The organism is Desulfosarcina variabilis str. Montpellier (assembly GCF_048565275.1).
Classification (GTDB): Bacteria; Desulfobacterota; Desulfobacteria; order Desulfobacterales; family Desulfosarcinaceae; genus Desulfosarcina; species Desulfosarcina variabilis.
The window spans coordinates 2,341,004-2,367,870 of record NZ_CP159846.1; the positions used below are offsets into that span (position 1 = coordinate 2,341,004).

The following is a 26,867-nucleotide window of genomic DNA, read 5'->3' on the forward strand; positions in this document are numbered from 1 at the left end:
TCATTATCCTTTCTAACTATAAAATATTAATCTACTTTTCTCAAATCGTACCGCCCTCCGTTCTCCAGTTTTCCTTCCAGCAACAGACGGATGATTGTCGATGCCGCATGCGCCGGTGGCGTCAGGGCACCGGTCTTTTTCAATTGGACAAATTTATCGACCTGTTCAAATTGTTGCCGGCTGCAATGACGGATTTTTTCCTGCATCCGGGTGTCCAATGTGCCTGGTGCAATGGCACAGACGGAAAAGCTCGGATCGATTCGAGAAAATTCCATGGCCATGGTACGGGTGGCCATGTCTAAGCCTGCCTTGCTGGCGCAGTAGGCCGACCATCCATGATAGGGGGATTGGCTGGCTCCTGATGTCAGGTTGATGATCCATTTGCGACCAGGCAAAGACCTGCTGAAATGAAAAAAATAACGTGAGAGGATCAAGGGCGCGGTAAGATTGGTCTGGATGTGTTGGGCAAGCTGATCAGCATTGCAATCAACAATGGGCCCAATCGGATCAAGCACACCGGCATTATTGATCAACACACTATGCGTCAGCATGGTGGTGCGATCCCGCTCGATATCAATACGCTTGAATGCGGGGCCGATTTGATGCGTGCGATTGAGATCGATCTGGATTGTCTGGTGGTTGTCTTGAGTGAACGGCACGGCACGAGAGAGGCTGATCACAAAGCTGCCGGGCTGTTGCAGCGCTTCTTCAACGAGTGCACACCCCAGGCCCCGCGTGGTGCCGGTGATGAGAAATAACGTACTGATGCGGAATGGGTTCACATGTCGGCTCCCATGCCTTGGTAAGGGTGCAGGCAAAAAGGCATGCTTTTTGTCCTTCTTGGTGAAAAGGGACTATTCAATCCTGAACACCGGATAAGAGATTCGGCTTTGCCGGCACCGGGGGCAACGTCCCGGTCGGGTGAGGCGTTGTCGGTGCTTGAAAGTGAATCCACATGCTGCACAGACGCAAGGCGCGAACCGAAGTGTTCCCCCTTGCCCGGCGATGCTTTTTTCGATATGGCGCAAGTGCTCGTAAATATCCTTTTCCGATGCTCCGATAGCTTGAGAGAGATCCAGCGCCGTCATTGGGTTTTGCTTTAAAAGATCGATGATCTGCTGACGTAGGGTGCCCATGGCCTTCGTTCAGCGTATTTTTGCAGTCAATTGGTCACGGATATAGTCGATCACGGCGGGGATGCACTGGAGAATATCTTTTGCCGCGGCTTCATAGGCGTTGAATTCCAATCCGTAGGGGTCGTCAATTTCAGGACTGTCTTTTTTCGGGCCGTAGGAACCCAGAAGGCGAGCGTATTTACAGCGAAAAATCAACAGGCTATTAATGTGATCAATATGGTGTTTTTCCATCCCCAAGACCAGATCCGCGGAGCGAATCATTTTTGTATCCAGAATCCTTGCCCGATGGTCGCTGATATCGACGCCATGGGCTGCGGCGGCTCTTACCGCCAGTGGTTCGGCCCTGTTTCCGTGAAGCCCGTGGGTACCGGCCGACCGGACGTTGACGAACGGTTTCAATGTATGGGGCAGCTGGTGGGTGAGTAATCCTTCGGCCATGGGACTGCGGCATATATTGCCCGTGCAGACCATTAGTATTGAAAATACCAATATACCTCCCTATCCTGATAGACGATTAACCTGACACAGTATAAAATTGAGTGGTGCTAAAGTCAATGCGGCTTGGCTGGTTGGCCAGGGTAACCGTATTCGGATACATTTCTGTCTGGCTCTGATTGTTTGCCAGACGCCGATACCAATCTGCCCATTTAGCTGATTCTTTCTTATCTCAAATTGTTATTTGATCTTTTGGGCAGGGTTTACTATATATGCAAGAATAATCTGCTTGAAAAACCCGTGGAGAATGACATGTCTGATACACGAATCCTTTTTGTGGACGATGACCAAGACATCCTGGCCATGGTCGAACAGTACCTGACCATCAAAGGATACGATGTAACCACCGTGGATAATGGTATTGAGGCGGTCGGCATTGTTAAGGAAAAACAGATCGATATCGTCTTTACCGACTATAAGATGCCTGAATTCAACGGCCTGGAATTATTGGTGGCGATTAAAAAATATCGCCCCAATACCGAGGTTATCATTGTTACTGGTTACGGTTCAATGGAGTCGGCTATTGAGGCAATGAAATTCGGTAGTTACGATTACCTTCAAAAACCTTTCAAACTTGACCACCTCAAACTGATCATCGATCGGATTGTTGAGGAAAAGAAAATAAAGGACAAGGCGCAACTGATCCGCAAAATTGCCAAGGAAAGACACCGGCTTGGTGACATGATCGGCATCTGTCCCAGGATGCGAGAGATCTATGAGGTGATCGATACCGTCAGTCTTGATGAGCCCATGGTATTGATCCAGGGAGAGAGTGGAACCGGCAAGGAACTGGTTGCGCGAACGATTCATGAAAACAGTGCTCGTAGTGCCAAGGCGTTTGTTCCGGTCAACTGCAGCACACTTGGTAAAGACGCCAAGACGGAGAAGGAGATTGCCGTTTATTTGTCGGATATGCTCAAATCCGTAGATGGGGGCACGCTTTACCTTGACGAAATCGCCGGATTTTCATCGTCGGCGCGTGAGCAGATGATGAACTGTTTAGGTGAATGGGATGCGAATAATAAACATCGTCCCCGCCTGATTGCCGGGACCAGTAAGGATTTGGAAGAAGTCATCGCCAGCGGCGCCATGAAAAAGGACCTGCTCGATCTGTTCAATGCCGTGTTCATCAAAATGCCACCGCTTCGGGAACGCAAAGAGGACATCCCTTTGTTGATCAACCATTTTCTATACAATAATCCCCCGGCGGCCAAAACTCGAATTTATGGTATCTCTCCGGAGGCAATGAGTATCTTGCTAAAGTACCATTGGCCGGGCAATTTGATCCAGTTGCAGAATGTAATCGAAAGAGCCTTTGCCATGGGGGTTAAAAACACCATCAGTCCCGAGGATCTGCCGGAGGAGATCCGGACCTTTGGTGAGATTGAAAAGATGGGGTAGCCGTCACCAAACATGGTCGATGTTCTTTTAGTTCAGCCCCCCATAGCCGATTATTATCATACCGCCAAGCGGACCATCCCATACGGCTTGGCATCGATTGCTGCCGCCGTGAACCAGGCCGGCTTCTCCGTGGCCATTTTGGATGGCATGGCTACGGGTAAGTCACGGATTATTACTCCTCCAGCCGAGCTGGATCATCTTTCAGAATTCCATGGTCGGCCCGATCACGGTCCTTTTGGGCTATTCCATCTGTTTCGCCATTACGGGTACAGCCTGGAATATATTGGCCAGCAAATTAAAGCCGCTGGGGCATTTTTGGTCGGCATTGCATCTTTGTTTACAGCCTATAGTGACATGGCTTTGGCCGTGGCACGCATAGCCAAGGCCAGCCTGCCCGATTGTACCGTGGTTCTCGGCGGCCACCACCCCACGGTCCTGCCGGCGGCGGTGATGGCGGAACCGGCGGTTGACCTGGTCATCCGCGGGGAGGGAGAGGTCGCTCTGCCTCAGTTGGCCTCGGCATTGCGAAAAGGCCAACCCTTGGATGATATCCCCGGGATTGTTTTCCGCCAGTCCAGCAGTGCCCTGCATGTCAGTCCGCCTGCCCTGTGCCGGGATCTTGACCGGTTGCCTGTGCCGGCCTTTGGCCTGATCCGGCGTCAATTCTATCAGCGCTCAGGTCGGGATAGCATCGTGATTACTGCCAGCCGGGGGTGCCCGTTCAGGTGCAGCTATTGCGCCACTAGTGCGGATTCATGGTTAACCTATCGCAGGCGCTCGGTGGCTGGCATACTGCGCGAGATCCGAGCCGCCAGCAGTGATCGTCAGGTCGGATTTATTGATTTTGAAGATGAAAACCTGACCACGGACCGCCGCTGGTTTCTTGACCTGATGGCGGGTATCAGGGATATGTTCAGCCCCGCTTTGCCGGAATTGCGTGCCATGAACGGCTTGTTTCCCCCGTCATTGGACGAAACCGTGGTTCGGTGTATGAAGCAAAGCGGTTTTAGAACGCTCAATCTCTCTCTGGGAAGCGCCGACAAGGATCAACTAAAACGTTTTCACCGTCCGCACGTAACGGATGCCTTTGACCGGGCCCTGGCACTGGCCGGTCGGGACTCGCTCTCGGCCGTTGGCTACATCATTGTCGGTGCACCGGATCAGGATCCGCTGTCATCGGTCGATGATCTGTTGTTTTTGGCCCGGCGACGGGTGCTGGCCGGGGTCTCCGTTTTTTACCCTGCTCCGGGAAGTCTGGATTATCAGCGTTGCGATACCATGGGGCTGTTGCCAACCTGCTTTGCCGCCATGCGCGCCACAGCCCTGCCCATCGATCAGCGGACCACGCGCTGCGATGCGGTCACCTTGTTGCGCTTGGGACGGATTCTGAATTTCATTAAAAAGCTGAAGGCCGATGACATGATCATCCCCAACCCCGGAGAAGTGGGATCGCGCCTTGATCCCGCCTTGAATCGCCACCAGGCGGGCCTCAGGCTCTTGGCAGCCTTTTTTCACGATGGTGTTATCCGGGGCGTGACACCCGATGGTTCGGTTTACGATCATCAGGTGTCGATGCGGTTATCACGGCGTTTTTTAAAGGGTCTGGGGGAAAACGCAAAATTGGTGTCGCCCTGTTAACACCTTGGTCATGGGGTTGAGAGGCTGGCTATATTCCAAACCGGTTCTCAACGGCTTTGGGGCATTTCAGATCAGCGATGCCAATAACGGAGCTGGACTATGTTTCCGTATTCACCACCTGGCGAATGCGGATCGGGCGTTTTCTGGGTTTGGGATTGAGGTTATTGTTGATTAAAAACCCTTTCAGCCAGCCTTTGGCTTCCTTGGCGAGTTCTTCTCTGGGATAGTAGGCTTTGATGTTCTTGATTTCCGGATATACCGTATCGACCCGTTGCCACTGGTTGGGGGCCATTTTGGCCTCCAGTGCGTAGAGCACGGATTTGGTTTCTACAGCCACCAAGCGAATGTTTGAGCCCAGCTTCTTTTCCAAGGCCTTGACAGTTTCTAGATCCTCCGGACTTAATCTGGCAATTTTTAAATCATCCAATCCATTCATCAGGCAAGATCCTTTTTTTCGATTAGTCACCGTGGGACGAACAGATCTATAAAACCAAAATCATCCGCGCTTGTCAATTTTCACCATTGATAATGATCGGGTGGGGTTTATGACCCAACAGGCTGTCTGCAAAGAGGGGGGATCGGAAAAAAGTCGAATTCAACCCAACTGGTCAGATGAAACAACACCGACGTTTTGACAACCATCTCTTTGTGATTACCGTATAGTAATCAATACCCACGGTAGTCGTGCGTGAACGACGGCGACCAATACGTCCGGTGCCCTTTTGATACCAGTGCCAACAGTTATTTCTTGGAGCGTTATCATGGATGAAGAGCATATCTGTTCTGACGGTGCCTGCCGCACCGATGTTGAATGCCAACAGCAAGCCCGCTTGCAGCTATCTGAGATCGCCGAGCGCATTATTGATCATTGCCAGAACAGCCCATGCTACACGCACATTGACAGCGAACCCATCCCAGCGGAAGCATTTGTTGCCGACATTATCGATATGTTTCGGGAACTGCTTTTCCCCGGATATTTTACCCGAGAAAAACTGGATCCGGTGAACATGCGGTATAGTTTGGGGCAAACGGTGTCAAAGCTTTATGACCTGTTGGCCGATCTGATTACCCACAATATTCGCCATGACTGTCTGCGCTACCATCAGTCGTGCAGCAATTGCGAAACCCGGGGGCATACCATCGCGCTTGAGATGATGGACGCCATTCCCGAAATCCGTCAGACCCTGGCTTCAGATGTACGGGCCGCCTTCGATGGGGACCCGGCGGCAAAAAGCCATGATGAGATCATCTTCAGCTACCCGGGAATCTACGCCATCAGCGTATACCGCCTGGCGCATAAACTTTTTGAATTGGGGGTGCCCATGCTGCCGCGAATCATGAGTGAGCACGCCCACAGCATTACCGGAATCGATATCCATCCCGGAGCCACCATCGGCAGCCGTTTTGTGATCGACCATGGCACCGGGGTGGTGATCGGTGAAACGACCCGTATCGGCAGTAATGTGCGCATCTACCAGGGGGTAACCCTGGGCGCCCTGTCATTGCCCAAGGATGCAGGGGAAAAACTGCGCGGGAAAAGGCGCCATCCGACCATCGAGGACGATGTGATCATTTATTCCGGGGCCACGATCTTGGGGGGTGACACGGTGATCGGTGCCCGATGTGTGGTGGGCGGCAATGTCTGGTTGACCCAGTCCCTCCCGGCGGATACCACTGTGATGATGGAAATGCCCAAGTTGATTATCAAGGAAGCCCGTCGACAGGCCGAGTAAGCCTGGTCGGTGTGGGCAAAGGAGCCCAATGACCATTCAAAAGACCATAGACACGACGATCGGCAGGACGCCGTTGGTGCGATTGAATCGCCTGGGCCGTGGTTTTCAGGCTGAAATCATCGCCAAACTGGAGTTTTTCAATCCCCTGGGCAGCGTCAAGGATCGCATTGCTGCGTCCATGATCGACGCGGCCGAAAAAGAGGGCCGGCTGGGGCCGGACACACTGATCGTGGAACCCACCAGCGGAAACACCGGCATCGGCCTGGCGTTTATCTGTGCCGCTCGGGGGTATCGCTTATGCCTGACCATGCCGGATACCATGAGTGTCGAGCGACAGAAACTGCTGCGCCACCTGGGTGCCGATCTAGTGCTCACGCCCGGTTCACAAGGCATGGGCGGTGCCATTGAAAAGGCCCGGGCCATGGTGGCCGACCACCCCGGAGCCTTCATGCCCAACCAGTTCGAGAATCCAGCCAACCCAAAGGCTCACCAGGAAACCACCGCACCGGAAATCTGGAATGACACCAACGGCGATGTGGACATTCTGGTTGCCGGGGTAGGGACCGGTGGGACGATCACTGGGGTGGGTGGCTTTCTGAAAGACAAAAAGCCTGGCTTCAAGTGTGTGGCCGTGGAACCGGATGCATCGCCAGTGCTTTCCGGCGGTGAGAAAGGACCCCACAAAATTCAAGGCATTGGCGCCGGTTTTGTACCCACCGTGCTGGACCGGTCGCTGATCGACGAGGTGGTAAGGGTTTCCAACGAAGACGCCTTTGAAACTGCACGGCAGCTTGCCGGTCGGGAGGGCATTTTATGCGGGATTTCCTCGGGGGCGGCGGTGTGGGCCGCCATGCAGGTGGCATCGCGGCCGGAAAATGCCGGCAAGCGTATCGTCACCATTTTGCCGAGCACGGGGGAACGGTATCTCAGCACTGAGCTTTTTAAATGATTGTCCCCGTCGGGGCACGGTGCGCCGTGCCCCTACACCGACCATTTTGGCGAGACAATGGCAGTTTGCAATCGGCATTGGGGTCAATCGTTGAGCTGGATATCCTTTCCCTCCAATGCCCGGTTCATATTACGCACGGCGCACATTTTGCCGCACATGGTGCAGCTGTCCTCATTTTCGGGGATTGAACTCTCCCGGTAGCGCTTCGGCTTTTCCGGATCCATGGCAAGCTCCAGCATTTTCTTCCAGTCCAGGGCGGCCCTGGCCCGGGCCATCGCGTCGTCCCACTGCCGGGCGCCGGGAATCCCTTTGGCAATGTCGGCGGCATGCGCGGCGATACGCGTGGCGATGATGCCTTCTTTCATGTCTTCCAGATCAGGCAGACGCAAATGTTCTGCCGGGGTCACATAGCAGAGAAAATCCGCACCGCTGGATGCGGCGATGGCGCCGCCGATGGCGCTGGTGATGTGGTCATAACCAGGCGCCACATCTGTGACCACGGGTCCCAGCACATAAAAGGGCGCACCATGGCAAAGACGTTTTTCCAGCATCATGTTGCCGGAGATTTCATTTAGGGCCATGTGTCCCGGCCCTTCGATCATCACCTGAACGTTTTTCCCCCAGGCCCGTTTGGTCAGCTCTCCCAGGGTGATCAGTTCTTCCACCTGACAGGCGTCGGTGGAATCATGCAGGCATCCCGGCCGGCACCCGTCACCAAGGCTCAGGCTCACATCATACGCCTCACAGATGTCCAGCAGACGATCATAGTGCTCGTAAAAGGGGTTTTCACGGTCATTCATCTGCATCCAGGTAAACATCAGGCTGCCGCCCCGGGAAACGATGTTGGTGATGCGTTCGCGGCGATTGATTTTTTCCGCGGTGCTGCGATTGAGACCCGCATGGATGGTGAGAAAATCCACACCATCTTCGCAGTGGCGCTCGACCACCTCGAAAATCTCATCCACGCTCAGATCCTTGAGGTCCTTTTCATAAAAGCCTACGGCGTCATAGATGGGTACCGTACCGATCATGGCCGGTGACATGGCCACCAGCTTGCGCCTGAACGCCTGGGTTTTTCCAAAGCAGGAAAGGTCCATGATCGCTTCGGCCTGGAGATCCAGGGCCAGGCGGACTTTTTCCAGTTCCCGCTCGACGTCGCAGCAATCCTTGGATATGCCCAGATTGACATTGATCTTGGTGCGCAGGCCTTGGCCCACGCCTTGCGCCTTAAGGTTGGCGTGATTCTTATTGGACGGAATGATGACTTTGCCTGTGGCGATCAGATCACACAGGGTTTCGGGAAGGATCGATTCTTTGGCGGCCACGGCATCCATCTGGGTGGTAATGATGCCTTTGCGGGCGGCATCCATTTGGGTGGTGTATTGCATGGGGGACCTCGTTTGTAAAGGGTTCAAGGGGTCAAGGATTCAAGGGGTCAAGGGTAAAGAGGCATGTGCCTTCATTTGACCCCTCGAATCCTTGAACCCTGTTGTTCAAAATTTTTTCAATCACCGCATCCGCCTGCTTGGCCGCGGCCAGGCCGACGATGGCGGATGTGGGGGGACGGGTCGCGGATATTTCCGATTTGCCGTCGCCCACCAGACAGAATGTGTCTCGAACCAGGCGGGTGGTAATGCGGTTACTGTCACCCCAGCCACCGATGCCCGATGCGCACACCAGCAGCCGCGGATCGGTTATAAACGCCTCAGCCATCATTTTTTTACCCTGGGCATCGTCCAGCGCCTCCACAAGAATTTGGCATTTTTCTAATATTTTGTGCACATTGTCGGCGTTTAGTCGAAGGTTCAGGGCTTGTATTTCAATCTGTGGATTAACGCGGGCAAGGTTGATGGACAGGGCCTCGACTTTTGGCATGCCCACCTGATCGGAAAAAAAAAACTGGCGGTTCAGGTTGGATGGCGCCACATGGTCAAAGTCCACCACAACCAGTCGCCTGATGCCGGATCGCACCAAATGGACAGCCACATTGGACCCCAGGCCGCCGGCCCCGGCAATGCCCACGCACACCGACCCCAACCGCCGAATCTGGTCATCAGTGAAATGTGCCTTTAGACCCAATAAAAATGCGTTCGCCGTCATGGATTCATTCGACCTTCAAATTCCAAATTCCAAATTCCAAATTCCAAATTCCAAGCTCCAAGCTCCAAGCTCCAAGCTCCAATCTTCAACCTTCAACCTTCAACCTCCAACCAACCAACTAACTAACCAACCAACCAACCAACCAACTAACTAACTAACTTACCTACCCAGCGATTGCCAATCCTTGTATACCGGCTGCCAACCAGCCTGCTGGAGCATGGCCACCATCTCCGGTACGGAGCGTTCATCAGAGATTTCAAACTGACCGGTGCCGTTGTCCTCGTCAATATGACCGCCCACGGCTGTGCAGGAGCCGGCGGACATGCGAGTAACGCCCAGGGGCAACAACCGGTCGCGGAAACCAGCGCTTTCCCGGGTCGAGATGGCGATTCCCAACCGGGGCATGAACAGCCGCATGGCGGTCATGATCTGGACCAGGTGACGGTCTTCAACCACGCAGCCAGGCTGAAAACCGCCCACGTGGGGCCGGATGCGGGGCAGGGATGCGCTGATTTCGGTTTCCGGATAGCGGTCTTGCAGATAGTGGGCATGCAAGCCGGTGAAGAAGGCGTCGCGGTGCCAGTCGTCCAGTCCCAGCAGGGCGCCCACATTGACCGCCCGCATGGCTGCCCGGCAGGCGCGTTCCGGGGCGTCCAGGCGGAAACCATAGTCCCGCTTGGGGCCTTTGGGATGCAATTCGGCATACAGCCTTTCGTTGTAGGTCTCCTGGTAAAGGGTCAGGCTGTCGGCCCCGGCGGCGATCAATCGTTTGTACTCGTCTTCGGTCAGGGCGTAGATTTCGATGCCGATGGCCGTAAAATATCGATCCAGTACCCGGCAGCAGTCAGCGATGTAATCCACGCTGGCAATGGACGGTGCGTCACCGGTGAGAATCAGGATGTGCTTGAGTCCGCTGGCGCTGATGGCACGCGCTTCGTCTTCGACTTCAGCAAGGCTCAGTTGACGCCTGTCGATCCGGTTTTTATGATTGAAACTGCAGTACAGGCACCCGTTGGTGCAATAATTGGACAGGTACAGCGGGGTATAAAGCACCATGGTGCGCCCGAACTGGGCCATGGTCAGGCCGTGGGCCTTGCGGGCCATGGCTTCCAGATGGGCTTCGGCTGCCGGCGACAGCAGGCAGAGGAAATCATGGGCGGTCAGTGTGCGTTTGCTCAAGGTGCGGCGCACGTCGCTATCGGTTACCGATTGCATGCGTCCCACAAGATCCGCGTTCCGCCACATGGCATAGGTGGTGTAAAAACTCATGGTCATTTTCTTTCCGAAATAGGGCTTTCTAAAATATTTTTTTGCTAAAATAGAGCTCGCTATTCGTACAGAAAACCGGTCAGCGGTGACGATGCCGTTGCCTGGATGCCGACACTGCCGGTTCCGGACAGGCAGGCCTCGCGGCCGGCTCGGATGGCCGCGGCAAAGGCGCCGGCCATGGCCACCGGATCACCGGCACTGGCGATGGCTGTGTTGACCAGGCATGCATCGGCTCCCATCTCCATGGCATCACAGGCCTGGGATGGCTTGCCGATGCCGGCGTCCACCACCACCGGGACGTTGATCGTATCGATGATGATGTGCAGCATCTCCCGCGTGGTCAGGCCCTGGTTGGTACCAATGGGTGCTCCCAGGGGCATGACCGCCGACGCCCCGGCATCTTCCAATTGGCGGGCCACAACGGGGTCGGCATTGATGTAGGGCAGCACCACAAACCCGTCTTTGACCAGGGTTTCAGTGGCCAACAGGGTCTGGTGACCGTCGGGCAACAGGTGCAGGTTGTCCGGGATGACTTCAATTTTGATCCAGTTGCCACATCCCGTGGCCCGGGCCAGGCGGGCGATGCGCACGGCTTCCTCGGCATTGCGGGCACCGGAGGTGTTGGGCAACAGCTGCATGCTATCGGGAATATGGTGCATGACATTGTCGGTGGTGGCCCTGAAATCCACTCGACGCAGGGCCACGGTGATGATCTGTGACCCGGACGCCGTGATGATGTCGGGGATCATCTCATCCGAAGGATATTTGCCGGTACCGATCAACAAACGCGAGTCAAACGATCGGCCGCCTATGGTCAACGTATCGCTGGAATTGTTTGTATGCATGGGGTCAGCCTCCGCCCACGAATTTTAATATTTCAAGGTTGTCATTGTCTTCTAACCATACCTGGTCGAAGTCTACGGTGGTGATAATCGCCAAGTTATGCTCGACCACGACGGTTTCAGGGTCCAGCCCCTTTTCCCGGATCAGGTCGCCCACAGTGATTGCTCCCGTGAGACGTTCCGGTTTCCCATTGAGTCGGATCTCCATATTCCCCTCCTCCAAACGGAATAAAAAAAGGCCTGCCCATGAAGGACAAGCCTGACAAAAAGAAATCCAATCGTATATTCTGTCATGCTTCCCTACGGCAGCATTACCTGCATCAGGTTCAAAGGGTTGGCGCCGCTGCGCCATCTCAGCCCCCATTGGGGCACCCCCAGCATTTTTATTTTTTGTATCTACTTAATGGATCTGGGCTGGGAAATCAAGTCCGGATCACGCTGTTTTTTCTCACAACATTGGCACTGAGTGCTTGAAAACGGTTCTCGATGTCAAAATGGCCGCGTCCAATCTGGTAGATGTTGCGCACGATCGTTGTTTCCGGACAGGCCAGTCCGGCCAAAAGAATACATGACGCGGCGCGGATGTTGTCCGGACGGGTATCGGCGCCTTTGAATGTAGTGGGGCCGTTGACGATGGCCAGACCATCCTCTTCGTCCAGGTCGATGACCGCGCCCAGTTTTCTCAACTCGGAAACCTGGCTGAAACGCTTGTCGAAAATACGTTCGCGGATGTAACTCTGGCCGTCGGCAATGCAGGACAGGGCCATCATGCCGGGCTGAAAATCCGTGGCGAAACCGGGGTAGGGGCAGGTGAGCACGTTGACCGGTTTTAATTGTCGGCCTGGGGAAGAAACTTCAAGCACATACCCGTTGACGTTGATTTCAACTCCCATCTGCATCATTTTTTCGATCAGGATACGGATGTCCTCGGGTGCCACGCCGATAATGGAAATCCGTCCTCCAGCAATACCGGCGGCCATCATGAACAGGCCGGCGTCCAGACGGTCATTCATGGCATAGTATTCAATGGCATTGAGCTGGGGTACGCCTTCCACGGTGAGCGTGCGCGTGCCCAGTCCATGAATCTTGGCGCCCATTTTGATCAGAAATTTGGCAAAATCGGTGATTTCGGGATCGGCCCCGGCGTTTTCAATAATCGATATGCCTTTGGAAAAACAGGCGGCCATCATCAGATTTTCCGTTCCGGTGTGGCTGGGAAAATCCAGATACATGGTGGTCCCGGCAAACGTCTCCCCGCTGATGATAAAGGCATCCTTGGCCGTGATCTTTGCCCCCAGACGGGCAAACCCGCGGTAATGGTAGTTGAGGTTGCGGCTTCCCAAGGGGCAACCGCCGACGGAGGGCAAGCGGACTTCACCCAGTCGTTTGAGCAGGGCCGGGATGAACAGCACCGAGGCCCGTAAACGGCAGGTCAGTGATTCAGGCAGATCCGACCGGTTCAAGTGCGTGGCGTCCACACAAACCACTTTTTCACTGGCAAAATAATCCACCTTGGCACCGACGTGGCGCATGATGTCAAAGGCCACGAGAATATCGTTGAGCGGTGGCACATTGCGGATTACGCTACAACCGTGTTCGGGAAGCAGGGAGGCTGCCAGCATGGGAAGAATGGCGTTTTTCGATCCCTGAACACAAACACTGCCCGAAAGGGGCCTGCCACCATTAATTTCAATATATTCCTGATCGGACATAAGCGTTGCCTCTCTGGTTGTTCGACCTGTTGGTCAGCCCATTGGTTTTGAATTTGCTGTCAAGCGATTTTTTCGTTAAATTGGCATAAATGATTGCTGACGGCAACTGAATTTTATGGGTTGGCTTTGTTCGTGCCTGTGCTACATTAATTGAAGCGCCATCTACCGTTTGAACTTTTTCCTGTGCACCGATGTCAATGCGCCAGTATAGGTGGCAGGAAAACCAGCCGTATCAACAAGATCAAAAAAGGCATGAAAAAATGAACAACACTGCACAGGCCATTGCATTGGAAATACTTCAATCCAATCTCAAATTGCCTCCCTTTCCACCCATTGGAAGCCAATTGCTGGCCATGAATCATCAGCCGGTCCAAGAGGTCGATGTGGATCAATTTATCCGGTTGATTGAATCTGACATGAGCCTTACCACCCATTTGCTGCAGCTGGCCAACTCCGCCTACTTTGGTGCCATCCAGAAAGTATCCAGCCTCAGACAGGCGATCATGCATATCGGCCTTGAGGAATCCATCAATGCCATCAACCTGCACTTTTTCCGCACCATTTTACCTGAGTTCCCGCGCATCGAAGGCTTTTCGGGCAAGGATTTTTGGGCTCACTCATGGGCTTGCGGTATGGCCAACCGCATGCTGGGCAGGACGGACCTGCATATCAACAGCATCCCCGGAGAACTGTATATCGCCGGTCTTTTACATGGCATAGGGAAACTGATTCTGGCCCTGACCCGTCCTGAAGACTTTCTGAAATGCCTTGAAAATTCGAGCATTTACAATCAACCGATCGTTGAGGCGGAATTGGATCTGATCGGGACGACCGATACGGATATTGCCTTTGAAGTTCTCAGGTCATGGCAATTCCCACAATCCATCTGCATGGCCGTCAAGCATTATCGTGAACCTGAAAAGGCCGACAAAACCTTCTGGGAAATAGCGGCGGTCACCCAATTTGCCTATTTTATCGCCAATACCTCCGGCATTGGCAATGCCATGGATTTTTACGCCTATGATTTAGAGCAGACATGGTTGGGCAGGGACCTTGCCTCGCCGCTGGCCGACGAGGCAATCCGCAACCGTGTGGTTCAAGATATTTACGAAACGCTCAAGAAAAAGTTTGCGGCCATGTCCGATGAGAAGAAGGCCGACACTGACAAGGGATCGGGCAATGTCTCACCCAAACCAGGTAAGTCAGGGACAAAGCCTCCCCCATCCAAGAAAAAGATCAGCTGGCTGGCCAGGCTACTGAGCCTTTTCAGGTTCCACTAAATTCACTGCTCATTGATCAGCATTCCAGAGAAAATAGCTGATGAAAAGATCACATCCCACGGGCGTATCATTGGTGTGCCCCATGTAGACACTGAAATTTCTTCCCCGGGTATACTGGTCTAAAAAGAATCCCAATGGTTTTTTCTTCTCTGTACCCATGAAAATACCAGTTTCGGTCTCCTGTTCGCCAATGTGCAATGCCCCAACGTAGACAATCACCTTTGCATCGGGATGTGCATGGAAAATTTCTCTTTTGATGGTTTCAAACATTGTCCGGTCCCGGGGAAGATTGACGAATCCACTGCGCTGGCCGGCATCAATGAAGCGGATCTGATAGTCAAGATCAATGGCTTGTTTGGCCAGGTCGATCCAACCGGGCTTGGCGTGAAAAAATTGATCGTTGTCGATGGGTTGATCTTTCTTATAGGTGCGGCAGAAACGGACAATGTCACTTGAATGGGTTCCCGCTGGTGCGTTCTGATTGACCTCGAGCGCGAGATAAAGGAGATGACACGCCATGCGCGCATACGGTTTCATGTCAATGGAGATCGTGGGAACATTAGCCATTTGCCTGTGCTTGGTTTTTTCCTGTACCCATCCGGTCCGCCGATTGGTGTTTCAGCCCCATCACATTGCTTGGATACCCGATTTTCCAGATGATGCGGTGAATTTTAAGCGATTTTGGATACAATCGGATCAGGGGCCGGTTGAAGGCTGGCTCTTCAAAGGAAAAGGGGCCAATGGGGGCCATCACCGTGGACCGGCCGTCCTCATCGCCCATGGCAACCGTGAGCTGATCGATTTTTATCGAGATCGGGCTGAAGCCTATCAACGCTTGGGCATCACCGTGCTGTTGGGGGAATACCGTGGATACGGACGAAGCGCCGGGACACCCAGTCGCGCGCGTATTGCTTCGGATTTTATGGCATTTTATGACTACCTGGCATCGCAGCCATTTGTGGATCCCCAAAAAGTGGTATTTCACGGCCGTTCACTGGGCGGCGCGGTCATCAGTGAACTCAGCCGGCAGCGGCCGGCAGCGGGCATCATCGTGGAGTCGACCTTTACATCGATCAAGGCCATGGCCCACGGCGCTCCGGAGCTTTTTCTCGTGGATCGGTATGACACGCTTGGCGCACTGCTGGACTATTCAGGGCCGATTCTGATCATTCACGGCACGCGGGACAATGTGGTCCCGGTCGCCCACGCCCTGGAAGTGAAAAAGCATATTCCCCGTGCCGAACTTCTCCTTTACGATTTCGGGCACAGTGATGGACCGCCGGATTGGGATCACTACTGGAAGGATATCATGGAATTTTTGCATCGGGTGGTGGATTGAAATGTTCGGCAAAGGTTTTTTTACCTTATTATTTAGGCCTTAAAAAAAACCGGTGGTTGCAATCGCTATAACACTACCTCCGGAATATAACTATGTACATTAGGTGAGTAATGTAGACCGTAAATCTGAAATTCTACTCACTAAAGAGACGGCGAAAAAATTTTTACAAAGTGTCCTCAAGGGTGTCACCGAAACAAAAAAGGGGTTGCGCATATCGCGTAACCCCTTGTTTTTCTTGGTAGCGGGGAGAGGATTCGAACCTCTGACCTTCGGGTTATGAGCCCGACGAGCTACCAGACTGCTCCACCCCGCATCAAATTGAAGTTCGCACACTAAACGTTTTTAATCTGATTGTCAACAGGTAAAACGAGAAAAATGGATTCTTTTTCATATCTTCATTATTATCTTGCCCATGACAGGATCTTTTTCTTTATGGCATTGCGTTTGTCGCTGTTTTCCCGGCACTGCACCATGACCTGCTTGTTGCGGCCGGTATGACCGGAAACAATGCTGACTGATGATTTGGCGACCGACAGCAACCCTGCCAAAAAAACACCACATGCTTTATTGGCTGCATTGTCCACTGGCGGTGCGGTCAGATTAATTTTCAATGCATCGCCATACAGCCCCGTAATCCGGTTTTTTGAGGATCGGGGTTGAACACGGATGCGAAAAACCAGCCCTTCAGTTTTTTCCTGGATTGTAAATGCCATGGTATTGATTTATTCTGATCACCGGTCACCGGTCACCGGTCACCGATCACTGATCACCACCCGCCTGCGCAACCATCTCCCGGATAAATTGGGGCGGACGAACCACCTTGCCCTCGTCATTGACAAACGCATGCCGGGTATATCCTGTGGTATGCGTCACGCTGCCGTCCTGACTGGTAATGGCGTAGTCAAACTGCATGCCGGCACGAAATCCCGTATTGAGAGAGGCCTGGATGACGAGGACGTCGTCATACCGTGCCGGGGTGTGATATTTACATTTTACCTCGGATACCGGTAGCTTGAGCCCTCGCGCTTCGATTTCCCGATAGGGCAGTCCCAGGTGACGGAACAGCTCGGTGCGGCCCATCTCAAACCACCGCAGATAATTGGCGTGATAGACGATTCCCATGGTGTCCGTATCGCCGTAGATCACGCGGTAGGTAGTGCTATGGGTCAGATTGGGTAATGCTGATGTCATGATCTTCAACCTTCAACCTTATACCTTAAGCCTTATACCCATTTTCAAAAGACCTTGCCGAAAATGTCTCTCAGTTCCTCATACGTGGTTGTCACTGGAAATTGGGGGTACTCATCAATCACATTTTTCGGGGGCCGGAACAATATGCCCTGATGGGCTTCTTTTAGCATGGCGACATCATTATACGAATCCCCCATGGCCAGCACCTCGTAGTTCAGGTCTTTGAACGCTTGGACCACTTTGCGTTTGCCGTCGGCCTGGCGCAGGTTGTAATCGGCAATGGCGCCGCCCGCATCGATGGTCAGACCGTGGCACAGCAATGTTGGCCAACCCAGTTTTTTCATCAGCGGTTTGGCAAATTCCACGAAGGTATCCGACACAATGATCACCTGTGTCTGGGACCGCAGCCAGTCCAGAAAGTCTTTGGCGCCCGGCAACGGATCAATGGTGGCGATCACGTCGGTAATGTCCTTGAGCTTCAGACCGTTGGCATCCAAAATGGACAGGCGCCGTTTCATCAGAACGTCATAATCGGCAATGTCCCGGGTGGTCAGCCGCAAATCGTCGATACCCGTACGCTCGGCCACATTGATCCAAATTTCCGGGATAAATACACCTTCCAAATCAGAGCAGATAATATGCATGTTTCCTCACAACAAAAGTTAAACCGCATTAAATAAGATGGCCTGAAACTCAGTCTTGTCCGTCTTGGTCCTCGATTCTGACCAGCATGGGCGTGCCGGCGACCACATCCAGGGCTTCGATTTCCGCCAGGGCCTTGGCGACGTCGGCTTCGCGGGCATAATGGGTTAACATCACCACGGGTACGGATCCATCGGTTTTACGCCCCTTTTGGTGGACGCTTTTCAGGCTGATGGCGTGTTTGCCCAAAATGCCGGCGATGGTTGCCAGAACGCCGGGGCGGTCCATGGCATCGAAACGAAAATAATAGTGGGTGATGATATCATCGATGGGCATGACAGGGATCGGCTTGATTGTATCTGGCTGGTAGCCCATAACCGGCAGGCGACCGGCACCATTGACAGCCAGGTTCCTGGCAATGTCGGCGATGTCCGATACCACGGCACTGGCCGTGGGCATCATGCCTGCACCGTGTCCGTAAAGCAATATGTCTCCCACGGCATCGCCGGACACACTGATGGCGTTCAGGGTGCCGTTGACGTTGGAGAGCATGTTGGAAAATGGGATCATCGTGGGATGGACCCTTGCTTCCACGCTTTGACCGTTGAATTTTGTGATGGCCAGCAGTTTGAGGCGATAGCCAAACTGCGCCGCAAATTCAATATCCAGGGGGGTAATTTTGGATATGCCTTCGATATATACATCGTTAAAATTGATTTGCATGCCAAAGGCCAGGGCGCCAAGAATGGCCAGTTTGTGGGCGGCATCCAATCCCTCCACATCAAGCGTGGGGTCCGCCTCGGCATACCCCTTTGCCTGAGCTTCGGCCAAGGCGGCTTCGAAGACCACGCCCTCATCGGTGATTTTGGAAAGAATATAATTACAGGTCCCATTGAGAATACCGGTCATGGCACTGATCCGATTGCCGATCAAGGATTCCCGGACGGTCTTGATAATCGGCATGCATCCGCCCACACTGGCTTCATAGCCCAGATCCACCCGATTTTTCGTGGCCAGCGCGATAATCTCGTTGCCGTGTTTGGCCAGAAGGGCTTTGTTGGCGGTGACCACGTGTTTGCCGCGCTCGATTGCATCCAGCATCAGCTGTTTGGCAATGCCTTCGCCGCCAATGGTTTCCACCACGATATCAACCTGCGGATCGTTGATGGCGGTGGCTGCATCGGGTATCATTACACCGGGCGCCAGATTGATTCCCCTGTCCCGCTGAGTGTCGATATCCGCCACGTATTTCAGGTTCAGGGGACATCCAATCCGGTCGCGAATGATATCACCGTTTTCGAGCAATAGACGAGCAACACCCGTCCCAACCGTGCCGCAGCCTAAAATTGCAATATTAACCTGTCTCATTATTTTTACTTTCTAATACGCGTGGGGTTCCATCCAAAAGACATCAACCAATTCACCAATTTCTTATGAGCGGCCCGTGAAAGTCAATAAAAAAGAGACCGAGAAAACGGCCCGGATTCCAATGTTTTTTTTCATGAAGCAATCCGAACGGCCATTTTGTAGATCCGTTCAATTGAAGAAACCGGATTTGGGTTTGCTGTTTTTAATTGGCAGTTTTTTAGTGCTTTGGTTGTGAAATGTGCATATATTAATTAATATTAATTTGTTACGTTGTAATTTCGATGTCTCGTGAGCGTGGAATTGCCTTGACTTGATGGGGGGGCGAAGGATAAATTTACCCAGCAAGGCATTTCCCCAGAAAAAAGCGACAATTATCAACCATCACCCTTGGAGGGCTGAATGACCCAATCATCCACCATTGGACTTGAAGAAATATTAAATCATCCCTCGGTAATGGATGCCATTGCCGATGTCAATCTCGAACTCAAAGATAGAATGGCCTATCGGCCCCCTGTTTGTGATGTGTTTGAAAAAGCTTCGACGCATCTTAAAACCGATGCCCAGTACCAGTTTGAAATCGATCGACAGGCGCGTCAACAACTGTCGCATATTATTGGTAACACCGTGCAGCGCGTTGTGGGCAATGATTCAAAAAATGCGGAATTCGGCAAACCCAGGAAAATCGGCATTGTCTTCTCGGGGGGACCTGCACCCGGCGGACACAATGTGATTGCCGGGCTGTTTGATGCCGCCCAAAAAGCCAACCCGGACACAAAAATCTATGGGTTTTTAATGGGGCCGGACGGCATCATCGAGGGAGATTTCATCGAATTGACCCAGGATCTTGTGGATCGCTACCGGAATATCGGTGGATTTACCATGATTAAAACCGGGCGCACCAAGATCGACAATCAGAAAAAAATGTCTCTGTCTCGTGAAACCTGCAAAAAACTGGGGCTGGATGCGCTGGTGGTCGTTGGTGGCGATGATTCCAATACCAATGCGGCGTTTTTGGCCCAGGAGATGGCCAATGATGGGGTTCAGGTAATCGGGGTTCCGAAAACCATTGATGGTGATATTCAAGTGCGCGATGCCAACGGTAAGGTGCTGTGTGCCATGTCCTTTGGCTTCCATACCGCAGCGCGTGCCTTTTCTCAGGCCATTGCCAACCTTTGTACGGACGCAAGCTCCGATGTGAAATACTGGCACATCTGTAAAGTTATGGGCCGCGTGGCCAGCCATCTGGCGTTGGAAGTGGCCTTGCAAACCCATGCCAATATGACGCTGATCGGCGAAGACCTGGCAGACTATGTGGATGACGAAAGGTTGGAAAAGGCCGAAAAAAGCGGGGTGGTGGACTATACGGCCTACGGCATGACCTTAAGGCACCTTTCACGGGTGATTTGCCATGCGATCACCAGCCGGGCCGCCGTGGGTAAAAACTATGGGGTGCTGGTGATCCCTGAAGGGGTGTTGGAGTTTATTAATGAAATTCAAGTCTTCATCATCAAGCTCAACACGATCATCGCCTATTACAACAAAATGCACGACAAGGATTTTCACACGGCTTTTCCCACGCTCAACGACAAACTGGAATACTTGCGGCGCTTGGTTCGGGGAATCCGTAAGGATATTGCTTATAACGTATGGAATGCCCGGGATGATGAACTCTTCAACGATATCCCCGCATTTTTTCAGGAAGGGTTGCTGACCGAGAGAGACAGTCACGGCAATTTTCAATTCTCCCAGGTCAAGACCGAAAAGGTATTACTGGACCTGGTAACAGACTATCTAAACATTTTGAAGGAGAAAGGGCATTATATCATCGGCATCCAAGATGCGGTGTTTTTCAAGACCCTGCAAAAAGCAGGGCTTGATCCAGAACGCTATGGCCCGATTTTATTCGATAACTGGAAACAGCATGAATTTTTATTGATAAAACCGTCCATCATTTCCAAAAAGACCCTCAAGGCTGCACTGATGGACGCCGGTTTGCTCCAAGATGAAGATAAGATTCCGGCCCCTTTGGAAAAAATTTATGACCAGTCCGTCCCCAAATTTAAGACCCAGGCCCATTTTTACGGATATGATGGGCGGGGCGGTGATCCGACACGCTTTGACTGTGTTTATACCTACAATTTGGGGATGACCGTGTTTAGTCTGATTGCCAATGGTGCCACCGGCCAGATGGCCGCGATTTTAAATCTGGAACAGGATTTCCGGCATTGGCGCCCCATTGGTATCCCCATTGCACCGCTCATGCATCTTGAGGAACGCAAAGGCAAGCTCGAACTAGTGCTTGAGAAAAGCATCGTTGATGTGAATGCGCCCGCATTCAAGGTCGTCCAGCATTTTCGTGATACCTGGCTGGCCGCCGCACCCGGGGACGATCATTACCGGCATCCCGGACCGATTCGGTTCACCGGCAAAAGTGAGGAGGACCGACCGATTACCTTGTTGCTCAACGCTATGGGCGGTCATCTGTCGTCGGCCGAACCGGAACCGGACCATTAATATAAAAAACCGGGCAGCGATTGTCGCGCTGCCCGGTTTAGTTTTACAATCGGTTTATTTATTTCTTTTTCCTTATCCCCAAGCCTGCCAAACCAACCAGTCCGGTTCCCAGCAACAGCATCACTGTCGGATCGAATGCCGAGTAGTCTATTCCTGACGTGGGCGGGGCTTCGTTTTCGTTCAGAGAAGCCAGCGCGTCTGTTGCAAAGTTATAGCTGAGATCCTGAGATTTCATTGAAATATCTTCAGCATTGAAAATTTCCAAAACCATAAACATGAGCAGTGTTATGATTAAGAAGGAAAATAGCTTATTCACTTTCCCCCTCCCTTTTTTTTTGGCGTAATACAGGTGCTATCTGCTTAAGCAAATTAAGTGCCAATTTTTTATTTGGTGAATATTTAAAAAAATTACAAAGTGTTGAAGGAAAAGTGGTGGTTCGAGTGGAACTGTTGCTGAGAATAATTTTTCGTAAAAAACTGTGAAAAAAATAACATAATATGAAATAATTTTCCCAATAAAAAGCGCTTCTTCCTGGATTCCTAAGCCCGGGAAGAAGCGCTTTTGAATTGGAACTTTTTATTTTTATTACGGTAACGGTTTTTTTTACCACCTAGTGGTGACCATGACCGCCTTTGCCTTTTGCCGTGTCGATAACTGCTTTGATAATGCAGTAGGTCATGCCGATGCCAATGATGTTCAGGGCGTACCACAACCCGCCATGAAAAACCATGTGGCCAGCATCCCAGATCCATTCAAAACTGAAAGGAAACATAATTTCTCCTCCTTGAGCCGGGCTTAAGCTTCTGCCGGTTCCAGATCTGTTGAAACGATGTCCGCATCTGCCGCTACGGATGATTCAGGTTCATCATCAATGGGATTAAGCTCTGCCTCCTGGGGGAAGATGGGCAGGTAGCGGTAAGAGATCATGATCAAGATAACACCGTATGCCACAGGAAGAATCGTGGTCGCGATTTCCTGCCAGCTGGGAAAGTACAGGGCCCAGTGGTCGAAAGGCATAACCGGTATGGCCATGACCTGGAGAACCATGACCCAGCGGTTCAAGGATACACCCATGACGGCTAAAAACAGAGCGATCACCCGTGTGAGTGGGTTTTTCCGCAAGGGCCGGCTGACCAGAATGATGGCCGGAACCACACCGCCCAGAATAATCTCAGCGAACAGGATCCAGTAGCCGTAAAAGTCATTGCCGGTGTAGAAGTCAGCCAAGGTTTGACCCAAACCAGGGGCGGTGATGTTGATCCAGCGGGCCGTATCACAAATTTTGGCGATGGTGTAAGTGAAAATCATCCACCCGGATATCTTGGCCAGCAAGTCGATGACGTTGTCCTTGACCAGTTTTTTGCGGGTCACCTTCTCGGTGATCCAGGTGATCAGCAGGGTGAAGGTGGGGCCATACGCCGCAGCCGACCAGGTGAACAGGAAAAAGGTCCAGGGCCAGATAAGGAGCCCCTCGCGGAAGCCGAACGGCCGTCCGAAGAGCACGCCGGTGACCCCGCCCAGTGATCCCTGATGGAAAAAGGAGAGAAAGGCACCGGTGGCGGCGAATACAGCCATGGTTTCATGCATATTATGGCTTAAATTGTGAAAGAAGGGGACCTTGTCCAGCTGGCGGTTCTCCAGGATCAGCGGAATGTACTCGATGGTCAGCACGGAGAAATAACAAGACAGGCAGAAGGCCACCTCGGTGAGCATGGAATGGACATTTGCATGCCAAAAGATAAACCATCCACGTAGGGGCTGGCCAATGTCAATCGCCAAAATCAAAAGGGCGGAGCTGTAGCAAATAAATCCGATCAGCACCGCGTAGTTGATGATATGCTTCAGCTCATCCTTGCCGATGATGTACTTGAGCAGTCCGCTGAAGAACGCTCCACCACCAAGGGCGATGACGGCCAAGTCCGCCCAGATCCAGAGCGCGAATCCATAATAATCATTCATGTTGGTCTGATTCAATCCCTTGAACCAACACAGCAGCATGGCATAAACGCCCCACGCAAGGACAGCGCCCACAATGCCCAGTCCCAGGAGGAACTGCCACATGGGGCAACGCTTGACGCCTTTGGGTATTAAAGCAGAATCCATAGGGTAAGTACTCCTTGATCTGTACGGTTTGCCGTTTTTATTGATACATCCGGTTAGATTGGTCCGCTACAAGCACCGCGTTAGATCCCTGTCACACTTCAGTGATGGGCTTTGGCCACCTGACCGGTTTTCTCGTGTTCCAGATAATTGTCGCCTTTTCGGCGGACCCATTCACGACTGGAAAGGTAGTACACTTTAGTATTGGTACCCAGTCGTTCCAGCAAGCGGAACGCCCGTGGGTTCCTGGATTTATTGCCGTTTTTGGGATCCGGTTGAACAATCTGGTGAACCCGGTGGTCGGGGTTGTTGAGATCGCCGAAAACGATGGCGCCGGTGGGACAGGCCTGTGTGCAAGCGGTCTGGTATGCCGCTTCGGAAACCCGTCGTTCACCGTTGAGATAGGCCTCGTCCTTGGCCTGCTGATACCGGTGGAAACAGAAACTACATTTTTCGACGACCCCGCGCATGCGTGGGGAGACATCGGGGCTCAGATACTTTTCCATGCCATCCGGCCAGACCGGATCCCACCAGTTAAAATACCTGGCGTGGTAAGGGCAGGCCGCCATACAGTATCGGCAACCAAAGCAACGGGTGTAGATCTGGCTGACAATACCGGTCTCCCGGCTATAGTCGGTTGCCGTTGCCGGACAAACCGAAACGCACGGACTGTGCCCCCCGTGTCCTTCACAATGTTGACAGGGACGCGGCAGGTAGCAGATGTCTGTATCCGGGTAGGGTTTGTCATTGGTCAGTTTATAAACGCGAATCCAAGTAATGCTATCCAGCTTGTTGGACTCATCCTCCTTGAACGGCACGTTGTTTTCGGCCATACAAGCCACCATGCATGCGCCACAGCCGGTGCACTTATCGAGATCGATGGCCATTCCGTATTTCATGGGCGGATTATGTTGCTGCTCGTGTTTCATCAGAACCTCACGTCGGGTTAATTAGGCTTTGGCCAGTTTGGCTCGGATTCCCCAGGCGGCGTCATAACCGGATGACGGATCCTCAACAGGGCCGATGAGTTCGTTGATGTTGACCCCCTTGCCAGCCAGAAAACCATCATAAGCAGTATGGCCAAGTCCTTGGACCATGGCGATTACGCCGGGTTTAATGCCTTCAAAACAGTGAACCCGAACCGCGGCCGCACCGCGGGGCGTGGTTAACATTGCCAGGTCTCCATTGCTGAGTCCGGCGGCGCTGGCCGTCTGGGGATTGATTTCTACGAAACCGTCTTTGCCTTTGATTACGGTATCGGCAACGGTTTTGATCATAAAGGGCGCATCACCAATATACCCACTTGATATACGAATGGAATCATATGGAACGAGCAAGAGCGGAAAGCTGCTCTGATCACCTTCGGCATTGACCCCGGGTTGGTCCACAGCCGCCAGTTTAACGGAGTTGGAAACCGTGTCGACGTCGGATTCAACCCACACGCCGTCTTCCATGAGCGTATCCCACTTGTCTGCCAGCGTTTCTTGGAGGCAGCTTTCGTAATCATCCCATGCAAATGCCTCGGCGATACCGCCGCCCATGGTCTTGGCCATGGCCAGCAGTGTTTCTCCCAAATGGCGTGTATTGAATTGCGGAGAAACGACGGGTTTCGTGAGCCCGATGGCCGGTTGGGGCAAACAGGCACCCACGGGTACGTCTTCATAGCGCTCCAGGTAAACGTGATTGGGTAGCAGCAGATCGGCCATGGCCGCGGTTTCATCCTGAAATGAAGAGAAACTGACAATGAATCCGATTTTCGCCAGCGCCGCCTGGACCTTTTTGGCATCCGGGAGTTCATAAAAGGGGTTGGCGTCCGCCACCATCAACATCTGCAACGGATAGGGGCCGTCGCCGTCCAGTCCCTGGGCCAACCGGCTTGCCAGGTATCGGGCATCTGTATATTGGCCGCTCCCGGCCCCATCAAACCGGGGTTGGCGCAAACCCTCGGATGCCAGTTTGTCCGCTCCTACGTCCGGCCAGTCAATGTAGTCGTTTTCGCTGATGGCCCACATACCGCCGGTCTGGTTGAGATTGTCAGCCAGGGCATTGAGGGTGTATACCGCCATGGTTTCACGCAGGCTTTCCGCCTTCTGGCCTTTGCCCCGGCCGCAGATGGCCAGCGGCCGGTTGGCTTTGGCGAACCCTTTGGCCAGCTCGACGATGGTATCGGCATCCACGCCGGTAATCTGGGCGACCTCTTGCAGGTCGAACTGGGCCAGCAGATCCTTTTTCCATTTCCTCAACCCGGAAACCGAATCGCCCTCGACCCAATTTTTGGAAAGCATTACCGCAGCAATCCCCAGCGCCAGATCAGCTTCCGTGCCGGGATTGATTGGCACCCAACGGCTGGCTTTGGCCGCACTATTGGACAACCGGGGCTCGATCTGCACAACCGGAATATTTTTTTCCTTCCAATGGCTGCAGACCTTGAACATGCGCACCGGCGCTCCCCATCCGTCGGCGATGCCGCTGCCGAAACTGAGGATATAGTCCGCATTTTCAAGGTCGAAACCGGTATAGCCAGCGCCGCCGAAAAGTTTGTTGACCGCTAATTGATCGGCAAATCGGCGGGACGGTGTACACATGAAATTGGGAGACCCAACAGCGGTCATAAATCGTTTGAAAAGTGCCGGTACCGTGCCTTTGTCGGATCCGGAAATGGCGGCCACAGTATGCGCTTCACCTTTATTACGGATATCGGTGAGCTTTTCCGTGACAAGGCCAATGGCTTCCTCCCATGAGATTTTTTGCCATTTGCCTTCGCCGCGTTCACCAATACGTTTCATGGGGGACTTGATACGGGTGGGGCCGTAGAGCAGTTGAAGACCGGAAAGGCCCAACATACACATGCCGCCGTCATTGATGGGATGGCCTTTTTGCCCTTCGATTTTTACCGCCCGGTTGTCGATCTTGCGGACGGAAATACCGCAGCCGCCCGGGCATAAACTGCAGGTAGACGCTTCGTAGACCACTTCACCGTCCGGCGGCACAGGCGTCCATGGCCACATTTGTGACCAGATGGAAGAATCATCCATCAGTTTCCACGGCAGTGGCGACAGGGCCGTACCCGCTGCGCCGCCGATGACGAACGACAAGAAACTTCTTCTGTCAACTTTCATGAATTTTCCCCTCACCTTATGTGCAATGCAGACGCTGC

General features: G+C 52.8%; 27 protein-coding genes, 1 tRNA gene and 1 riboswitch. Of the genes, 7 read left to right on the forward strand and 21 right to left on the reverse strand.

What is annotated here, in order from left to right; all coding sequences use genetic code 11:
* Window positions 1-26: 26 nt before the first annotated feature.
* The 3 genes from Dvar_RS10570 to Dvar_RS10580 form a co-directional block, all read right to left on the reverse strand.
* A complete protein-coding gene (locus Dvar_RS10570; protein WP_419661653.1) occupies window positions 27-782 on the reverse strand; it encodes an SDR family NAD(P)-dependent oxidoreductase in 756 nt (251 codons plus the stop codon).
* Window positions 783-854: 72 nt separating this feature from the next.
* Window positions 855-1,136 (reverse strand): transcriptional regulator, encoded by a 282-nt coding sequence (locus tag Dvar_RS10575; RefSeq protein ID WP_419661654.1) that lies wholly within the window; start codon window positions 1,134-1,136, stop codon window positions 855-857.
* Window positions 1,137-1,145: 9 nt separating this feature from the next.
* Window positions 1,146-1,625: a low molecular weight protein-tyrosine-phosphatase gene (locus Dvar_RS10580; protein ID WP_419661655.1), complete on the reverse strand. Its 480-nt coding sequence runs from the start codon at window positions 1,623-1,625 to the stop codon at window positions 1,146-1,148.
* Between the two features lie 258 nt (window positions 1,626-1,883).
* Between Dvar_RS10580 and Dvar_RS10585 the strand changes: the two genes are divergently transcribed.
* Window positions 1,884-3,032, forward strand: coding sequence for a sigma-54-dependent transcriptional regulator (locus tag Dvar_RS10585; RefSeq protein WP_419661656.1), 1,149 nt, complete (start codon window positions 1,884-1,886; stop codon window positions 3,030-3,032).
* Window positions 3,033-3,044: 12 nt separating this feature from the next.
* Complete coding sequence (locus Dvar_RS10590) at window positions 3,045-4,670, forward strand: B12-binding domain-containing radical SAM protein (RefSeq protein WP_419661657.1); 1,626 nt, start codon at window positions 3,045-3,047, stop codon at window positions 4,668-4,670.
* A 97-nt stretch (window positions 4,671-4,767) separates the two neighbouring features.
* On the opposite strand, the gene Dvar_RS10595 is transcribed toward Dvar_RS10590, so the two are convergent.
* Window positions 4,768-5,106: a hypothetical protein gene (locus tag Dvar_RS10595; protein WP_419661658.1), complete on the reverse strand. Its 339-nt coding sequence runs from the start codon at window positions 5,104-5,106 to the stop codon at window positions 4,768-4,770.
* Between the two features lie 325 nt (window positions 5,107-5,431).
* On the opposite strand from Dvar_RS10595, the gene epsC reads away from it, so the two are divergent.
* Together epsC and cysK are read left to right on the forward strand one after the other, a co-directional pair.
* Window positions 5,432-6,403 carry a serine O-acetyltransferase EpsC gene (epsC, locus tag Dvar_RS10600; protein ID WP_419661659.1) on the forward strand — a complete coding sequence of 324 codons (972 nt, stop codon included), beginning with the start codon at window positions 5,432-5,434 and terminating at the stop codon, window positions 6,401-6,403.
* 28 nt (window positions 6,404-6,431) lie between these two features.
* Window positions 6,432-7,352, forward strand: a complete 921-nt coding sequence (gene cysK / locus Dvar_RS10605) for a cysteine synthase A (RefSeq protein ID WP_419661660.1) — start codon at window positions 6,432-6,434, stop codon at window positions 7,350-7,352.
* 83 nt (window positions 7,353-7,435) lie between these two features.
* Here cysK and thiC read toward each other — a convergent pair whose 3' ends face one another.
* From thiC to murA, 6 genes are all read right to left on the reverse strand, one after another.
* The gene (gene thiC / locus Dvar_RS10610; protein WP_419661661.1) at window positions 7,436-8,740 is read right to left on the reverse strand and encodes a phosphomethylpyrimidine synthase ThiC; all 1,305 of its coding nucleotides are present in this window, start codon (window positions 8,738-8,740) and stop codon (window positions 7,436-7,438) included.
* Between the two features lie 31 nt (window positions 8,741-8,771).
* Window positions 8,772-9,452, reverse strand: a complete 681-nt coding sequence (gene thiF / locus Dvar_RS10615) for a sulfur carrier protein ThiS adenylyltransferase ThiF (protein ID WP_419661662.1) — start codon at window positions 9,450-9,452, stop codon at window positions 8,772-8,774.
* A 159-nt stretch (window positions 9,453-9,611) separates the two neighbouring features.
* Window positions 9,612-10,721 carry a 2-iminoacetate synthase ThiH gene (gene thiH / locus Dvar_RS10620; protein WP_419661663.1) on the reverse strand — a complete coding sequence of 370 codons (1,110 nt, stop codon included), beginning with the start codon at window positions 10,719-10,721 and terminating at the stop codon, window positions 9,612-9,614.
* Between the two features lie 59 nt (window positions 10,722-10,780).
* Window positions 10,781-11,566 (reverse strand): thiazole synthase, encoded by a 786-nt coding sequence (locus Dvar_RS10625; RefSeq protein ID WP_419661664.1) that lies wholly within the window; start codon window positions 11,564-11,566, stop codon window positions 10,781-10,783.
* Between the two features lie 4 nt (window positions 11,567-11,570).
* Entirely contained in the window at window positions 11,571-11,771 is a 201-nt protein-coding gene (gene thiS / locus Dvar_RS10630) for a sulfur carrier protein ThiS (protein WP_419661665.1), read from the reverse strand.
* 72 nt (window positions 11,772-11,843) lie between these two features.
* Window positions 11,844-11,949, reverse strand: a riboswitch (TPP riboswitch).
* A 36-nt stretch (window positions 11,950-11,985) separates the two neighbouring features.
* Window positions 11,986-13,275, reverse strand: a complete 1,290-nt coding sequence (gene murA, locus Dvar_RS10635; protein ID WP_419661666.1) for a UDP-N-acetylglucosamine 1-carboxyvinyltransferase — start codon at window positions 13,273-13,275, stop codon at window positions 11,986-11,988.
* A gap of 260 nt (window positions 13,276-13,535) precedes the next feature.
* Between murA and Dvar_RS10640 the strand changes: the two genes are divergently transcribed.
* Window positions 13,536-14,555 (forward strand): HDOD domain-containing protein, encoded by a 1,020-nt coding sequence (locus Dvar_RS10640; protein WP_419661667.1) that lies wholly within the window; start codon window positions 13,536-13,538, stop codon window positions 14,553-14,555.
* A gap of 9 nt (window positions 14,556-14,564) precedes the next feature.
* On the opposite strand, the gene Dvar_RS10645 is transcribed toward Dvar_RS10640, so the two are convergent.
* The gene (locus tag Dvar_RS10645; protein WP_419661668.1) at window positions 14,565-15,074 is read right to left on the reverse strand and encodes a hypothetical protein; all 510 of its coding nucleotides are present in this window, start codon (window positions 15,072-15,074) and stop codon (window positions 14,565-14,567) included.
* On the opposite strand from Dvar_RS10645, the gene Dvar_RS10650 reads away from it, so the two are divergent.
* Entirely contained in the window at window positions 15,073-15,894 is an 822-nt protein-coding gene (locus Dvar_RS10650; RefSeq protein ID WP_419661669.1) for an alpha/beta hydrolase, read from the forward strand. The genes Dvar_RS10645 and Dvar_RS10650 overlap by 2 nt on opposite strands.
* 236 nt (window positions 15,895-16,130) lie before the next feature.
* On the opposite strand, the gene Dvar_RS10655 is transcribed toward Dvar_RS10650, so the two are convergent.
* The 5 genes from Dvar_RS10655 to Dvar_RS10675 all read right to left on the reverse strand — a co-directional run bounded on the left by Dvar_RS10655 (window position 16,131) and on the right by Dvar_RS10675 (window position 19,095).
* Window positions 16,131-16,207 (reverse strand) — tRNA-Met (locus Dvar_RS10655).
* A gap of 88 nt (window positions 16,208-16,295) precedes the next feature.
* Entirely contained in the window at window positions 16,296-16,607 is a 312-nt protein-coding gene (locus Dvar_RS10660; protein ID WP_419661670.1) for a DUF167 domain-containing protein, read from the reverse strand.
* A 46-nt stretch (window positions 16,608-16,653) separates the two neighbouring features.
* Window positions 16,654-17,085 carry an acyl-CoA thioesterase gene (locus Dvar_RS10665; protein ID WP_419661671.1) on the reverse strand — a complete coding sequence of 144 codons (432 nt, stop codon included), beginning with the start codon at window positions 17,083-17,085 and terminating at the stop codon, window positions 16,654-16,656.
* 44 nt (window positions 17,086-17,129) lie between these two features.
* The gene (gene thrH / locus Dvar_RS10670; RefSeq protein ID WP_419661672.1) at window positions 17,130-17,729 is read right to left on the reverse strand and encodes a bifunctional phosphoserine phosphatase/homoserine phosphotransferase ThrH; all 600 of its coding nucleotides are present in this window, start codon (window positions 17,727-17,729) and stop codon (window positions 17,130-17,132) included.
* Window positions 17,730-17,778: 49 nt separating this feature from the next.
* Window positions 17,779-19,095 (reverse strand): homoserine dehydrogenase, encoded by a 1,317-nt coding sequence (locus Dvar_RS10675; protein WP_419661673.1) that lies wholly within the window; start codon window positions 19,093-19,095, stop codon window positions 17,779-17,781.
* A 399-nt stretch (window positions 19,096-19,494) separates the two neighbouring features.
* Here Dvar_RS10675 and Dvar_RS10680 point away from each other — a divergent pair, with 399 nt between their 5' ends.
* A complete protein-coding gene (locus Dvar_RS10680) occupies window positions 19,495-21,609 on the forward strand; it encodes a 6-phosphofructokinase (protein ID WP_419661674.1) in 2,115 nt (704 codons plus the stop codon).
* Window positions 21,610-21,667: 58 nt separating this feature from the next.
* Here Dvar_RS10680 and Dvar_RS10685 read toward each other — a convergent pair whose 3' ends face one another.
* The 5 genes from Dvar_RS10685 to qrcB all read right to left on the reverse strand — a co-directional run bounded on the left by Dvar_RS10685 (window position 21,668) and on the right by qrcB (window position 26,829).
* Window positions 21,668-21,925: a hypothetical protein gene (locus Dvar_RS10685; RefSeq protein WP_419661675.1), complete on the reverse strand. Its 258-nt coding sequence runs from the start codon at window positions 21,923-21,925 to the stop codon at window positions 21,668-21,670.
* 295 nt (window positions 21,926-22,220) lie between these two features.
* The gene (locus Dvar_RS10690) at window positions 22,221-22,382 is read right to left on the reverse strand and encodes a hypothetical protein (protein ID WP_419661677.1); all 162 of its coding nucleotides are present in this window, start codon (window positions 22,380-22,382) and stop codon (window positions 22,221-22,223) included.
* Window positions 22,383-22,405: 23 nt separating this feature from the next.
* Window positions 22,406-23,713, reverse strand: a complete 1,308-nt coding sequence (qrcD, locus tag Dvar_RS10695) for a menaquinone reductase integral membrane subunit QrcD (protein WP_419661678.1) — start codon at window positions 23,711-23,713, stop codon at window positions 22,406-22,408.
* A gap of 98 nt (window positions 23,714-23,811) precedes the next feature.
* Window positions 23,812-24,639, reverse strand: a complete 828-nt coding sequence (qrcC, locus tag Dvar_RS10700; RefSeq protein WP_419661679.1) for a menaquinone reductase iron-sulfur cluster-binding subunit QrcC — start codon at window positions 24,637-24,639, stop codon at window positions 23,812-23,814.
* Window positions 24,640-24,660: 21 nt separating this feature from the next.
* Window positions 24,661-26,829 carry a menaquinone reductase molybdopterin-binding-like subunit QrcB gene (gene qrcB / locus Dvar_RS10705; protein ID WP_419661680.1) on the reverse strand — a complete coding sequence of 723 codons (2,169 nt, stop codon included), beginning with the start codon at window positions 26,827-26,829 and terminating at the stop codon, window positions 24,661-24,663.
* Window positions 26,830-26,867 lie beyond the last annotated feature (38 nt).